A 14,457-nucleotide genomic window follows, 5' to 3' on the forward strand; every position below is an offset into this window, starting at 1 on the left:
CCCGGTGTGCGCTCTCTTGGAAGGTCCCACCGATGCCTGTCGCCGCCGACACCACCACCCCCCGTACCGAAGACGTCGCCGCCCTCGTGCAGCGCTGGCTCGTCGAGAGTGAGACCCACCCCGTCGAGCCGGCCGCGCAGCGTCTGTCCGAGGTGCTCAAGGACCCGAACGGACTCGCCTTCACAGTCGGCTTCGTCGACGGCGTGATGCGTCCGGAAGACCTGCGTGTCGCCGGTCGCAAGCTCGCCGAGATCTCGGAGATCACTCCGGCCCTGCTGCCCGGATACCTGCGCGCCGCGATCAAGACCGGCGGCTTCTGGGCGCCGAAGCTCCCCGGCGTGGTCGTGCCGATCTCGCGCCGCGTGCTGCGCGCCATGGTCGGGCACCTCGTGCTGGATGCGACCCCCGCCAAGCTCGGCCCGGCCATCGCGAAGCTCCGCAAGAGCGGCAACCGCCTCAACCTCAACCTGCTCGGCGAGGCCGTGCTCGGCGAGCGCGAGGCCGGGCACCGTCTGCAGGGCACGCGCGACTTCCTGGCCCGCGACGACGTCGACTACGTCTCGATCAAGGTCTCCAGCGTCGTGAGCCAGCTGTCGATGTGGTCGTTCGACGAGGCCGTGGCGGATGTCGTCGAGAAGCTGACCCCGCTCTACGAACTCGCCGCGAAGGCCGAGGCCAAGGGCAAGGCCAAGTTCATCAACCTCGACATGGAGGAGTACCGCGACCTCGACCTGACGATCGCGGCCTTCACGAGCATCCTCGACCAGCCGGGGCTGGAGAACCTCGAGGCCGGCATCGTGCTGCAGGCCTACCTGCCCGATGCCCTCGGCGCGATGCAGCACCTGCAGGAGTGGGCCACCGCCCGCCGCGTGAAGGGCGGGGCGCCCATCAAGGTGCGTGTCGTCAAGGGCGCGAACCTCGCGATGGAAGAAGTGGATGCGGCGATCCACGCCTGGCCGCTCGCGACCTACGACACCAAGCAGGACTCCGACACCAACTACAAGCGGGTGCTCGACTGGGCGATGACCCCCGAGCGACTGGATGCCGTGCGTATCGGCGTCGCGGGCCACAACCTGTTCGACATCGCCTACACCTGGCTGCTCGCGCAGGCTCGCGGGGTCGCTGACCCTGACAGTGCCGACCCGCTCGTCGAATACGAGATGCTGTTGGGCATGGCGACCGGCCAGGCCGAGGCCGTCCGCAAGGACGTCGGCCGCCTGCTGCTCTACACGCCGGTCGTGAACCCGGCCGAGTTCGACGTCGCGATCGCCTACTTGGTGCGCCGCCTCGAAGAGAACGCCAGCCCCGAGAACTTCATGTCGGCGGTGTTCGAGCTGGCCTCCAACCCGACGCTCCTCACCCGGGAGCGGGAGCGCTTCGAGCGCTCGCTCGCCGCCCTCGCCACCGACGAGCCGGAGTTCGTCCCGGCATCGCACCGCGTGCAGGACCGCATGGCAGAGGTCGCCCAGGGGACGACGACGGGCTTCGAGAACCAGGCCGACACCGATCCCGCCATCGCCGCGAACCGTGCCTGGGGTCGTGAGATCCTGGGTCGCTCGGTCGGATCGACGCTGGGTCTCGACACCATCGCGATCGCCAAGGTCGAGACGAATGCGGAGCTCGACGGCATCTTCGACGCTGCGACCGCGGCCGCCGAGAGATGGGCCGCCCTGCCCGCCGCCGACCGCGCCGCCGTGCTGCACCGTGCCGGAGACGAGCTCGCCGCGCGCCGTGGACAGCTCATCGAGATCATGGCCAACGAGGCGGGCAAGACCATCGCCGAGGCCGACCCTGAGATCAGCGAGGCCATCGACTTCGCGCACTACTACGCCGAGCGCGCCAAGGACCTCGAGACCGTCTCGGGCGCCGAGTTCGTGCCGTCGAAGGTCACCGTGGTCACGCCGCCGTGGAACTTCCCGGTCGCGATCCCCGCCGGTGGTGTGCTCGCGGGTCTGGCCTCGGGATCTGCCGTGATCATCAAGCCCGCGAAGCTCACCCAGCGCTGCGGTGCCGTGATGGTCGAGGCGCTGTGGGCCGCCGGTGTGCCGCGCGATCTGCTCGCGCTCGTCGACCTCGCTTCCCGCGACCTGGGCACGCGCCTGGTCGCCGGTCCCGCGGTGGACCGTGTGATCCTGACGGGTGCGTACGAGACGGCGCAGCTGTTCCGCTCGTTCCGCTCCGACCTGCCACTGCTCGCCGAGACGAGCGGCAAGAACGCGATCATCGTGACCCCCTCCGCCGACCTCGACCTCGCGGCCGCGGATGTGGCCCGCAGTGCATTCGGGCACGCCGGGCAGAAGTGCTCCGCCGCATCACTGGCGATCCTCGTGGGATCGGTCGCCGACTCGAAGCGGTTCGAGCGTCAACTGGTGGATGCCGTGACCTCGATGCGCGTCGGACTGCCCGACGACCCGGCGACGCAGATGGGTCCGATCATCGAGCCCGCGAACGGCAAGCTGCTCACCGCGCTCACGAAGCTCGAGAAGGGCGAGCGCTGGCTCGTGAAGCCGCGCAAGCTCGACGACGAGGGCAAGCAGTGGACTCCTGGCGTCAAGACCGGTGTGCGGGAGGGCTCGTACTTCCACCTGACCGAGTTCTTCGGCCCGGTGCTCGGCATCATGCACGCCAAGGACCTGGATGAGGCCCTGCGCCTGCAGAACGCGGTCGACTACGGCCTGACCGCCGGCATCCACTCGCTCGATTCCGATGAGGTCGCCACCTGGCTCGACCGGGTCGAGGCCGGCAACCTGTACGTGAACCGCGGCATCACCGGCGCGATCGTGCAGCGGCAGCCGTTCGGCGGCTGGAAGCGCTCGGCCGTCGGCGCCGGAGCCAAGGCCGGTGGACCGAACTACCTCTTCGGCCTAGGCGAGTGGACCCCTGCTGAGCTTCCGGCGGTCGCGCCCGGCGCTGCCGTCGTGCCCGCGGTCGGCGCGCTGCTCGACGCCGCGGGTGCCGAGCTCGACGCGGTCGAGGGGGACTGGCTGCAGCGCGCCGCGGCATCCGACGAGCGTGCCTGGGTCGACGAGTTCGGCGCCGTGAGCGACAAGTCCGGCCTCGGAGTCGAGCGCAACCTCTTCCGCTACCGTCCGGTCGCGGTTGACGTGCGTATCGCCGAGCACGCCCCGCTCGTCGACGGCATCCGTGTGCTCGCCGCCGCCCTGCGCAGTGGCAGCCCGTTCACGGTGTCGGCTCCGGCGCTGCCCTCGCGCATCGAGAAGGCGCTGCGGGCGCACGGCGTGACCGTCAAGCACGAGTCGGATGCCGCATGGACGAAGCGCTACGCGAAGGCGGCGAACTCGTGGCACCGCGTGCGTTTGGTCGGTGGCGACGCCGCAGCGCTGCACGAGGCGCTCGACGGAAGCCCCGATGTGGCGGTCTGGTCGCACGCCGTGACCGGTGCCGGCCGCGTCGAGATGCTGCCGTTCCTGCACGAGCAGGCCGTGTCGATCACGAACCACCGCTTCGGCAACCCGACCACCCTCGCCGACGGCGTGATCTGACCCGGGTCTGAGCCGCAGCACAACAGAGAAGCCCCCTGCCCCGCGCGATGCGGAGCAGGGGGCCTTCTCTGTTGCGCAGTCTCAGGCGCGCAGTGCGTCCCTGAGCTTGACCCGCGAACCCATGCGCAGCAGCGAGTTCTCGTAGATCTTCGCGCCGATGGCGATCGCGGCCACGCAGCTCGCGAGCAGGATCACCAGGCTCAGCAGCGGCTCCCACCACTGCGCCTCGCCGACGAACAGGCGCATCGGCATGCCGACCGGGGCCGAGAACGGCACGTACGACATGATCGTCAGCACCAGCGGATTGTCGTTGAACACGATGACCAGGATGTACGGCGCCATGATCAGCATCGTGATCGGCGTGGTCGTGGAGCCGATGTCCTCCTGGCGCGACACCATCGAGGCGGCGGCGGCGAACATGGCCGCCAGCAGGATGAAGCCGAACAGGAAGAACACGGCGAACCAGATGATCGGCGCGCCCAACGTGGTCAGCACCTCGCGTTGACCGGTGACGATCAGCCCGATCGTGGCGACGGCCGCGAGGGCGAGGATCTGCCCCATCGCCAGCACGGTGTTGCCGATGACCTTTCCGGCCAGGAGTGTGCGTGCCGGGATCGCCGACAGGAGCACCTCGACCACGCGGGTCTGCTTCTCCTCCACGACGCTCTGCGCGATGGTGCCGCCGAACGTCGCGGCGGCCATCATGAACACGAGGCCGAACGCAATCGCGATGAAGTAGCGCAGGAGCGGGTTCGTCGTGACCGGCTCGAGGATCACGACGTCGGGCGACTGGGACAGTGCCGAGACCAGCGAACTCGGCGCATCCTGCAGTGCGACGATCGTGTATCCCGAGGGTCCGTCGCCGGGCAGCACCGCGGCGTCGACCTTGTCGTCACGCACGAGCGCCTCGGCGGCGGCCTGGTCGGCCACCTCGGTGACTTCGAAGCCCGGGATGGCGGAGACGGCGGCAGAGGTCTCCGCGGTCGCGGCGATCGGCGTCGTCTCGGTGTTCTTGCTCGCGAAGCCGCCGAGGATGATGCCGGCGAGGGCGAGCACCAGCAGGATGCCGGTCGAGATCAGGAAGGCCTTGCTGCGCAGCTTCGATCCGATCTCGCGCTCGGCGACGAGCCAGATGCCGTTGGTGCTGCGGACGGGGGCAGGAGTGCTCACTGGATGACCTCCTTGAAGATCTGGGCGAGGGACGGATGCTTCGGCGCGAAGCTCGCGACGTCGCCGCGCTGCACGGCGGAGTGCAGCACCCGCTGCGCCGTCTCAGGGCCGTCGGCGTCGAACAGGGCATAGCCGCCCTCGAAGTCGACGACCGTCACACCGGGCTCGGTGCGCAGCCATCCGGCGTCTCCGGCCGAGACGAGTTCGTAGCGGTCACGGGCGTGCTCGGCGCGCAGCGCATCGCGCGAGCCGGAGGCGCGGATCGTGCCGCCGGCGAGGATGACGAGGTCGTCGCACAGGCGCTCGACCACATCGAGCTGGTGGGAGGAGAACAGGATGGATGCGCCCTTCGCGGCGCTGGACTGCAGCACGCCGGCGACCACATCGACCGCGAGCGGGTCGAGGCCGGAGAAAGGCTCGTCGAGGATGAGCACCTCGGGGTCGTGCACGAGCGAGGCGGCGATCTGCGCACGCTGCTGGTTGCCGAGCGACAGCGACTCGATCGTGTCGTTCAGTCGTTCGCCGAGGCCGAGCTCGGTGAGGAGCTCCGTCGCCCGGTCGGTCGCATCCTGCTTGCCGAAGCCGTGCAGGCGGGCGAGGTACACGATCTGCTCGAGCACCTTCATCTTCGGGTAGAGGCCACGTTCCTCGGGCATGTAACCGAAGCGCCGGCGGTCCTCGGCGGTGAGCGGTGCGCCATCGAGGGCGACGTTGCCGCCGTCGGAGGACAGCAGCCCCAGGACGATGCGCATGGTGGTGGTCTTGCCGGCGCCGTTGCCGCCGACGAAGCCCGTCAAGCGGCCGGGGGCCACCGTGAAAGACACGTCGTCGAGCACGCGCCGAGAGCCGTAGCTCTTGGTGATGCCGGAGAGTTCGAGCATTCCTGTCGTCATACCCTCACGCTACGGAGCGCAGGCATCCCGGGGCATCCCCCCTGTGGCGGACTCACCCCCGTCCACCCCGTCCGCCCCGCGGCTGACCCCGGGCTAGCGACGACCGGCGTGGAGGACCGTGCGCACGACGAGACCGGCGACCAGCGCCCAGAACGCGGCGCTGACGCCGAAGACGGCGATGCCGGATGCCGCGACCAGGAAGGTCACGACCGCGGGAAGCCGCTCGCCGGGGTCGTCGATCGCCTGCTGCACGGAAGACCCGAACGCGGCGAACAGCGCGAGGCCGGCGACCGCGGGGATCACGGCGGCGGGCGCGAGCACCACGAGCGCGGCGAAGGCTGCGGAGAACGCACCGAGCACGAGGTACGAGACCCCGGTCGAGACGCCGGCCACCCACCGCCGCTTCGGGTCGGGGTCGGCATCCGGTGAGGCGGCCAGGGCGGCGCTGATCGCGGCGAGGTTGATGGCGTGACCGCTCGCCGTCGCCCCGAGCGCGGTGCCGAGCCCGGTGACCAGCATGGCCGGTCGCCACGGCACCTCGTACCCGAAGCTGCGCATGATGGCGATGCCCGGCACGTTCTGCGAGGCCATCGTCACGATGAACAGCGGCAGCGCGAGGCCGACCAACGCGCCCACGGTGAACGTCGGCGCCGTGAACTCGAGCCGGGGCAGCAGCACGGCGGGGTCGAACGGGGCGCCTTCGTCCACCGGGGAAGCGCCGATCAGCGACACCGCCACGACCGCGGCGGCAGCGACGAACGCGAGTGGAACCGCCCAACGCGGCGCGAGCCGGGCGAACACCAGCCAGGTGAGCACGACCGGAATGACGCCCCACGGGTTCGCGACGATGCCGGTGATCGGAGCCAGGCACAGCGGCAGCAGCACTCCGGCCAGCATCGCCTGCGCGATCGAGGGCGGGATGCGGGCGATCAGGCCACCGAGTGCCGGCCACAGGGCCGTGAGCAGGATGAGTGCGGCGGTCACGAGGAACGCCCCGACCGCCGCCGGCCAGCCGCCCTCGACGGTGCCCGTCGCCACCAGCAGGGCTGCGCCGGGAGTGGACCACGCGACCGTGATCGGCATCCGATACCGCCACGCGAGCACGACGCACGCGAGGCCCATCGTCACGCTCGCGGCGAGCAGTCCGCTCGCCGCCTGCGCCGCGTCCGCTCCGATGGCATCGAGCCCGGTCAGCACGACCGCGAAGGAGCTCGTGAATCCGACCAGGGCCGTCACCACCCCCGCCAGGATCGGGCGGGACAGGGGTGCGGCTTCGGGCATGGCTCCGAGGTTATCGCGGAGGCGTATCGGCTCGCCTACGCGAGGCCCATGCGGTGCGCGAGTACGACGGCCTGCACGCGATCGCGGGCCCCGAGCTTCTGCAGGATGCGGGAGACGTGTGTCTTCACCGTGGCCTCGCCGATGTACAGCGCCCGCGCGATCTCGGCATTGCTGCGTGCATCGGCGAGCAGCGTCAGCACCTCGGCCTCACGCTCGGTGAGCGGCTCGGCGAGTGTGACCCTGGGGGTCGTGCTGCTCCCGATAGGCGCGGCTGCCGGTTCCGGTGCGGGGGTCGCGGCGAACCGCGCGAGCACCCGGCGAGTCACCTCGGGGGCGAGCATCCCGTCGCCGGCCGCCAGAGCGCGGACGGCGGCGATCAGATCCTCGGCGCCGGCGTTCTTGAGCAGGAATCCGCTGGCTCCGGCATCCAGCGCCTGGTACAGGTAGTCGTCGCGGTCGAAGGTCGTGACGATCGCGATGGCCGCCGCGACCGCGGGATCGGCGACGATGCGACGGGTCGCCTCGATGCCGTCCATGTCGGGCATCTGCACATCCATCGTGATCACGTCGGGATGGAGGGCGGATGCCTGCGCCACGGCCTCTGCTCCCGATGAGGCCTCGCCGACCACCGTGATGTCGGGCTGGGTGTCGAGGATGGTGCGGAAGCCCGCGCGCAGCAGCGCGTGGTCGTCGACCAGCAGCACCCGGATCGGTTCGCTCATCGCACGCTCGATCCGGTCGGTGTCGGGAGTGGCACGCGGGCGCGCACACGCATCCCGCCGAGCGGCCGCGACGTCACCTCGAGCGTGCCTCCGGATGCCGCGGCACGCTCCCGCATCCCCAGTTGCCCGAGCCCCGGACGGAGGTGGGCGACCGTACGCCCGGTGTTGACGATCTCGACCTCCACGCCGTCGTCGTCGTAGCGCACGCGGACGTCGGCTGTCGCGCCGCTGCCGGCATGGCGACGGGCGTTCGTGAGCGACTCCTGGGCGATGCGGTACAGGTTCACGGCGACGAGCGAGGGGACCCGCACCGGGTCGCCGATCACGGTGTACTCGGTCGGCAGACCCGCCTCGGTCGACGCCTCCACGAGCTCGGCGATGTCGTCCAGGGCGAGGGTGGATGCCGCATCCGTCGTCTCGCCACCCGGCGTGCGCAGGGTCTCCAACAATTGGCGCAGCTCATGGATCGCGTCGCGCGCCGAACCCTCGACGCCGGAGAGGATGCGGGCGGCTTCCGCGGGATCGCGCTCGAGCACGAGACGCGCGGCGCCGGCTTGCACCCCCATCACCGACACGTGGTGGGCGACGACGTCGTGCAGCTCGCGGGCGATGCGCACGCGGTCGAGAGCGACGGCCTGGGCTGCGGTGACCTCGCGCTCGCGCTCGAGCTCGACGGTGCGCTGCTCGAGCACGGCCAGCTGCGCAGCTGCCGCCCAGGAGCGCTCGCCGAAGTAGTACGCGCCGCCGAAGTAGAGCACATTCAGCAGCAGCTGGATGAGCATGAAGGCGACGTACGGCGACATGGCTCCGGCGGCGACATCGGCCTTGTCGGCCTCGCTGATCGCGTCGCGGTACATCGTGATGATCAGCCACACGAACATGCCCACGATGATCCCGACCCGCACGAGCATCGCGCGACGACGGTCGTTCATCCACGCGCCGACCGTGTACAGCGTGAGGAACATCACGATGTTGCCGACGTAGATCTCGGGGACGCGGATCGTGACGGCTGTGAAATAGGCCGCGGCCACGATCACGGCGGCGGTCCCGGGCCAGCGGCGGCGGAACGCGAGGGGAGCGGTGGCGACGACGGCGTAGACGAGCGCCCACCACAGGGGCGCCTGCTCGTCGCCGTAGATCTCTGCGATCGAGGAGAGCCCCGCGCTCAGCACCGCGCCGACGAACATGACGGCGGCGAGGATGACATCGGCTCGTCGTTCGCGCGCGGTCGGCGTGCGGGTGAACGCGGGGGCAGGCATCTCTCCACCGTAGAGCGGCGACCGCGCCGGAGCATCCCCCGAGCGGCGGATCGGCGCCGTGGGGATCGCGGTACTTGCTATTGACAAGCGAGGTTGTTATTTGCAAGTATCGAGCCATCACCTCGACAAGGGAGTCATCATGACCAAGGTCTTCGTCAACCTGCCCACCAGCGACCTCGAGCGCGCCAAGGCGTTCTACACGGCGCTCGGCTGCCAGATCAGCCCGCAGTTCACCGACGAGAACGCCGCCTGCATCGTGTGGAGCGACGACATCTACTTCATGGTCCTCAAGCGCGAGTTCTTCGCCACGTTCACCGACAAGCCCATCGCCGACCCGAACGAGGTCGCGCAGGTGTCGGTCGCTTTCAGCCAGAATTCGCGCGAAGAGGTCGACGCCATCCTCGCGAAGGGCCTGGCTGCCGGCGGCGTCGAGCCGAAGCCCGTGCAGGACTACGGCTTCATGTACTCGCGCGACCTCGACGACCCTGACGGCAACTCGCTCGGTTTCCTCTACATGACCCCCGAGGCGGTCGAGAACGGTCCCGACCACGTGGCGGATCACGCCGCGTCAGCCTGACATGGCGGCGCGCAGCTACGGCCAGTACTGCGGTGTGACGACGGCCGTCGAGCTGATCGGAGAACGGTGGGCACTGCTCATCGTTCGCGATCTGCTCGTCGGGCCCCGTCGCTACACCGATCTCAAGCAGGGGCTGCCGCGCATCCCCACCAACATCCTCTCCACACGGCTGAAAGACCTGCAGGAAGGCGGGGTCGTCCGCCGCGTGCCGCTGCTGAACTGCGGCCTCGTCTACGAGCTCACCCCGTACGGTCGGTCGTTCGAGCCGATCATGCTCGCCCTCGGCCGCTGGGGATTCCAGGCGATGGCTGACCCGGAAGAGGGCGATGTCGTCACCCCGGATTCGCTCACGATGGCCTTGCGCACGGCGTTCCAGGCGGATGCCGCGACCGATGCCGAGTACGAGCTGCACGTCGGCGACGTCGCCCTGCGGGCCTCCGTGCGCGACGGTGAGCTGCGGGTCGCGCAGATCGCACCCCCGGCCCCGCCCGTCGGCGGCCGACTTCCCGACGGGGAGCCGGATGCCGTGATAGTCGCCGGCCCCGGCATCCGGCGCCTCATCGGCGGCGAGATCACGCCGGAGGAAGCACTCGCGCAGGACGTGGTCGCAATCGTCCGGGGTGAGGCGTCGTGGCTCGATTCGTTCGCGGCCGCCTTCCACATCGCGCGGATGCACGAGGAATTGAACGTCTGAATCGCACGTCTGAATCGCACGTCTGAATCGAGCAGAGGAGCACGACATGAGCGCTGACAAGACCGAAGACGCATCCGGCCGCATCCTGATCGACCTCTTCATGACCCTCGACGGCGTCGCGCAAGGACCGGGCGGCGTCGGCGAAGACACGTCGGGCGGTTTCCGCTTCAGCGGCTGGCAGGCGGGATACCCGTCACCCGGTATGGGCGCCGAGGTGGACAACGGGATGCGGGGCCTCGACGCTCTGCTGCTCGGTCGCCGCACGTATGACATCTTCGCGTCGTACTGGCCGCACCACACCGATGGCCCCGAGGGGCACATCGGCCGGCTGTTCGACCGCGTCCCGAAGTACGTGGCGACGAGGGATGCCGATCTCGCGCTCGACTGGCAGGGCAGCACCCGGGTGGGGGATGACCTGGCGGCGGAGGTCACGGCGCTGCGGGCCGCTCATCGCGAGGTGCACGTGATCGGCAGCATCGACTTCGTGCACACGCTGCTCGCCGAGGGGCTCTTCGACGAGCTGAACCTCTGGGTCTATCCGATACTGCTCGGCACCGGCAAGAAGGTCTTCGACGACAACGCGCTGCCGTCGGTGCTGCGGCTGCTGCAGCCGCCGGTCACCGACGAGGCCGGCGTGATGTTCCTCCGCTACGGCCGCACCGATCGCGTGCCGGAGGTCGGGACCTTCGGGTGAACGTTGATACAGGGAATCGACTATTCCCCTCCCGCGCTGCTACCCCCTAGATTCGAGCTGGACGTTGCCGCATGATCGGCACGGAATTCGAGGCCGCCGCGACAGCGCGATCGTTGCGCGGGTGGACTCCTTCACGGGGTGGGACGATGACGCGACGACGCGCGACGATCAAGGCGATAATCGGTGGAATGGCGGCGTTCGCGCTGGCCCTGGGCGGCGCGACCGCGGCGGTCGCGGCGGAACCGACGGCCGCCATCACGGGCACGGTGGTCACCTCCGCCGACGGAGCGCCGATACCGTTGATCTCGGTCCACGCCAGCAACGAAGACTTCACGGAGTCCGGATTCGCGGTGACCGACGAGAACGGCGAGTATCGGATGGAAGGCCTGCCGGCGGGCGAGTACACCGTGCGGTTCGAGACCGACGGGACCGATTTCGTCTCTGAGTACTGGAACGACGCCGCCGACCGGGAGAGCGCGCAGCGGGTCGCCCTCACCGAGGGCGAGGGTGTCGACGGGATCGACGCGGCGCTTGACCTGGGCGGCTCGATTTCCGGTCGCGTGATGCGGCAAAGCGACGGCGAACCGCTCGAGAGCGTCACGGTGCGGGCCAGCACGCCGGACGGTTCGAGCACCGCGTCGGTCGCGACTGACAGCGACGGTGCCTACCGGATTCCGGGTCTGCGCGGCGGCGACTACATCGTGAGCTTCACTCCGGACGATGCGACCTTCTCGAACGAGTACTGGGACGACGCGTACGACGTCAGCATGGCGGCGCCCGTGACGGTGGCGTCGGGTGAGGAGAGCGCGGCGATCGATGCGTTCCTCGCCGAAGCGGGCACGATCAGCGGAAAAGTGATTCTCGCGGTGGACGGTTCACCGGTGCCGGGATGGGTGCAGGCTCACGACCCCCGCACGTCCACCACGGTGCAGGCGGACATCGCACCGGACGGCAGCTATGCGCTCACCGTACCTCCGGGAAAGTATGAAGTGGTGTTCACCCCCAGCAGCGGTCGAGGTATCGCCGAGTACTGGGAGGATGCGCTTCGCGTGGAGGATGCCACTGCGGTCGACGTCGCGCAGGGACAGATCGTCGCCGGGATCGATGGCGTGCTCGACTCCTACGGCGTGATCTCCGGTGTGGTCGAGACGGCGGGGACTCCATCGGGTGATGCCCTCGTCGAGGCTTTCCAGGGCGGCAAGCCGGCAGGAATGGCCTATACCAGGCCGGACGGCTCGTACGAGATATCCCTCCCGGCCGGTTCCTACACGCTTCGCGCGCGGGCTCAGGTCTACGATCCGATCTATGCACCGCAGTACTTCGACGGTGTCGCGCTGGCTTCGCAGGCCACACCGATCACACTCGCCACATCCGCTGATCGAGCCGGAGTCGATTTCGATCTCGCGCTCGGTGGCAACATCGCCGGCACCATCTCGACTGCGGACGGGTCTGCATTCTCTGATGCGCGGGTCACCGTGCTGCTTCAGCGCGCCGGGACGTGGCACGAGGTCGCCTCTGTCGACAGCTCCGGCGCCTTCACATTCCGTGAGGGGCCGGATGGTTCGGCTCCCGGGGGTTCGCTGCCCGCGGGAACGTACACAGTGCGCGTCGAGGCCGCCGGTTACTGCACCCAGTACTATGGCGGCGTGTCCGCCCTCGGCGATGCCGAGACGTTCACTCTCCGTGCCGGCGAAACCGCAGGCGGCATCGACTTGGACATTGCTGTGGAGTGCGCGGAGCCGCAACCGAAGCCCACGCTGTCCCTGTCCACGGGATCGATCCGGGCGGGCAAGGACATCACTGTCTCCGGCACCGGGTTCGCGCCGGGCGCGACCATCGCCTTCGAGCTGCGTTCCGACCCGATCGCGCTCGGAACGCTGAGGGCTGGCGCTGATGGCGCGCTCGAGGGCACACTGCGCATTCCGGCGAGCGCGCCCGCAGGTGCGCACACCCTGGTGGCGCTGTCGGGCACCACGGTTCTCGCCAGCACGGCGCTGACGGTGACCGCGGCTGCGGCAACAGGTGGTCAGACCGGCGGCGCCACGGCTCCGGGAGGCGGGCTGGCCAACACCGGTGCCGATGCTCCGGTCGCGGTCATCGCGCTCGGCGTCATGTTCGCCGTCCTGGGAGGAATGCTCGTGCGTCGGCGCCGCGTCGGGAGCTGACCTCAGCCGAGCAGTCGCTACCAGACCTCCCGAGACCGAACTCCGGCGGAGATCGTATATCGGACCCGCCTGAGGGCGGGTGTTAGCTTTCTCAGAGGGCTGACTTACCTGGCGTGTCTCGGGCCGGCGTTGGCGTGCTGCGTTCGCCGGTCGGTCCCTGTCACGATCGTGGCAGTCGAACCTCATGGGAGAGCTCGGGAGGCGGGTTGGTGAGCCGAGATCGACCGAGTGGGAGCCGTCGCAATCGACGCTTCTTCATCAGTCGGTCGTTCGCTCTGCTGTGGTCGGCTCAGGCACTGTCGTCGTTCGCGGAGTACTCCGTCGCGTCTACGGCGACGGTCTGGATCGTCACCGATCTCGGAGCCGGTGATGCCGCCACCCCCCAGGTCATCGCGCTGATGATCGCTGCGGTCGCTGTTCCCCGGTTGGTCCTTGCGCCGTTCGCGGGCGTGTGGGTTGACCGCTGGAACGCGAAGCGGGTGATGATCGGCAGTGACCTCACGCGCGCCGCCATCTACCTGATCGTCGTGGGCATCGCGGTTTCGCTTCCCGACCAGGTGATAGTGATCACGCTCGTCGTCGCACAACTCGCGGCCAGCATCAGTTCGCAGTTCTTCGACCCGGCCCGAAACGCGATGATGCAGATCGTGATCCCGCAGGATCGCCGGGCCGACGCTGCCGGCCGATCGATGTTCGCCAGTATGGGCGTAGGAATCCTCGCGACGGTGTCGGGCCCGTTGGTGTACGCGGTCAGCGGGCCGGCTCTCGCGCTCACACTCTCCACAGTCTGCCTGCTGGTGTCGACTGTTCTCGTCCGGGCGGTGCCGATCCGCGCCGCTTTCACCAGCAGCGAAGATATCGGCTACTGGCGGTCGCTGCTGGATGGGCTGTCCATCGCCTGGCGGGATCCGGGAATCCGTCTTCTTATCCTGGGCATGGGGGCGTACGGGCTGTCGCTCGGAACCAACAACGTGTCCCTCGCCCTCTTCGCGCTGGAGACGATGGGGCTCTCGCCCGCGGAGTACGGAGTGGTATCGGGGATGTTCTCGGTCGGCGGTTTGATCGGTGCTGTGTTCGCGCCGTCGATCGTGTCTCGTTTCACGCCCGAGCGACTCTTCCCCGTCGCGCTGATCTCGCTCGGACTGACGTACATCGGATACTCGTTCCTGCGCGCATTCGTGCCTGCCGCGATCACGATGGGTCTCGCCGGGCTTCTGTTCTCCCTGTACATCGTGTGCCAGGGGCCGATCCTCCAAGCGAAGGTGCCGATGGGAGCGATGGGGCGGCTGTCGGCCCTCACTGCGCCGATCCTCGCGGTCTGCTCCCTGCTCGCGACCGCTGTCGTTTCGCAGGTGTTCACGTCCCTCGGGCCCGCGGAATCCCGGGAGTCGGCATATGCCACGGCGATCGCCGTATCCGCCGCGGTGATGAGTCTCGCGAGCCTGATGTTGATCATGGGCCGGCGACGAACCGAGAATCGTCCGGTCGCTGCGACCTGA

General features: G+C 69.1%; 11 protein-coding genes. 6 read left to right on the forward strand and 5 right to left on the reverse strand.

What is annotated here, in order from left to right; genetic code table 11:
• Positions 1–32: 32 nt before the first annotated feature.
• Positions 33–3,503, forward strand: a complete 3,471-nt coding sequence (locus J7E45_RS12160; protein ID WP_215069471.1) for a bifunctional proline dehydrogenase/L-glutamate gamma-semialdehyde dehydrogenase — start codon at positions 33–35, stop codon at positions 3,501–3,503.
• Positions 3,504–3,584: 81 nt separating this feature from the next.
• Here J7E45_RS12160 and J7E45_RS12165 read toward each other — a convergent pair whose 3' ends face one another.
• The 5 genes from J7E45_RS12165 to J7E45_RS12185 all read right to left on the reverse strand — a co-directional run bounded on the left by J7E45_RS12165 (position 3,585) and on the right by J7E45_RS12185 (position 8,828).
• A complete protein-coding gene (locus J7E45_RS12165) occupies positions 3,585–4,673 on the reverse strand; it encodes an ABC transporter permease (protein WP_167632679.1) in 1,089 nt (362 codons plus the stop codon).
• Positions 4,670–5,554, reverse strand: a complete 885-nt coding sequence (locus tag J7E45_RS12170; protein WP_091031812.1) for an ABC transporter ATP-binding protein — start codon at positions 5,552–5,554, stop codon at positions 4,670–4,672. The genes J7E45_RS12165 and J7E45_RS12170 overlap by 4 nt, the downstream gene beginning before the upstream one ends.
• 105 nt (positions 5,555–5,659) lie before the next feature.
• Entirely contained in the window at positions 5,660–6,847 is a 1,188-nt protein-coding gene (locus J7E45_RS12175; protein ID WP_215069472.1) for a benzoate/H(+) symporter BenE family transporter, read from the reverse strand.
• Between the two features lie 35 nt (positions 6,848–6,882).
• Complete coding sequence (locus tag J7E45_RS12180) at positions 6,883–7,569, reverse strand: response regulator transcription factor (RefSeq protein WP_215069473.1); 687 nt, start codon at positions 7,567–7,569, stop codon at positions 6,883–6,885.
• Positions 7,566–8,828 carry a sensor histidine kinase gene (locus J7E45_RS12185; RefSeq protein WP_215069475.1) on the reverse strand — a complete coding sequence of 421 codons (1,263 nt, stop codon included), beginning with the start codon at positions 8,826–8,828 and terminating at the stop codon, positions 7,566–7,568. Before J7E45_RS12185 ends, J7E45_RS12180 begins: the two co-directional genes overlap by 4 nt.
• A 139-nt stretch (positions 8,829–8,967) precedes the next feature.
• Here J7E45_RS12185 and J7E45_RS12190 point away from each other — a divergent pair, with 139 nt between their 5' ends.
• From J7E45_RS12190 to J7E45_RS12210, 5 genes are all read left to right on the forward strand, one after another.
• On the forward strand, positions 8,968–9,405 hold the full coding sequence (locus J7E45_RS12190; RefSeq protein WP_215069477.1) for a VOC family protein: 438 nt from the start codon (positions 8,968–8,970) through the stop codon (positions 9,403–9,405).
• A gap of 1 nt (position 9,406) precedes the next feature.
• Complete coding sequence (locus J7E45_RS12195) at positions 9,407–10,099, forward strand: helix-turn-helix domain-containing protein (protein WP_215069478.1); 693 nt, start codon at positions 9,407–9,409, stop codon at positions 10,097–10,099.
• 46 nt (positions 10,100–10,145) lie between these two features.
• Entirely contained in the window at positions 10,146–10,793 is a 648-nt protein-coding gene (locus J7E45_RS12200) for a dihydrofolate reductase family protein (protein ID WP_215069479.1), read from the forward strand.
• 146 nt (positions 10,794–10,939) lie between these two features.
• Entirely contained in the window at positions 10,940–12,958 is a 2,019-nt protein-coding gene (locus tag J7E45_RS12205) for a carboxypeptidase-like regulatory domain-containing protein (protein WP_215069480.1), read from the forward strand.
• Positions 12,959–13,167: 209 nt separating this feature from the next.
• A complete protein-coding gene (locus J7E45_RS12210) occupies positions 13,168–14,457 on the forward strand; it encodes an MFS transporter (protein ID WP_215069481.1) in 1,290 nt (429 codons plus the stop codon).

Origin of the sequence: Microbacterium sp. ISL-59 (assembly GCF_018613945.1) — a bacterium.
Taxonomy (GTDB): Bacteria; Actinomycetota; Actinomycetes; order Actinomycetales; family Microbacteriaceae; genus Microbacterium; species Microbacterium oxydans_B.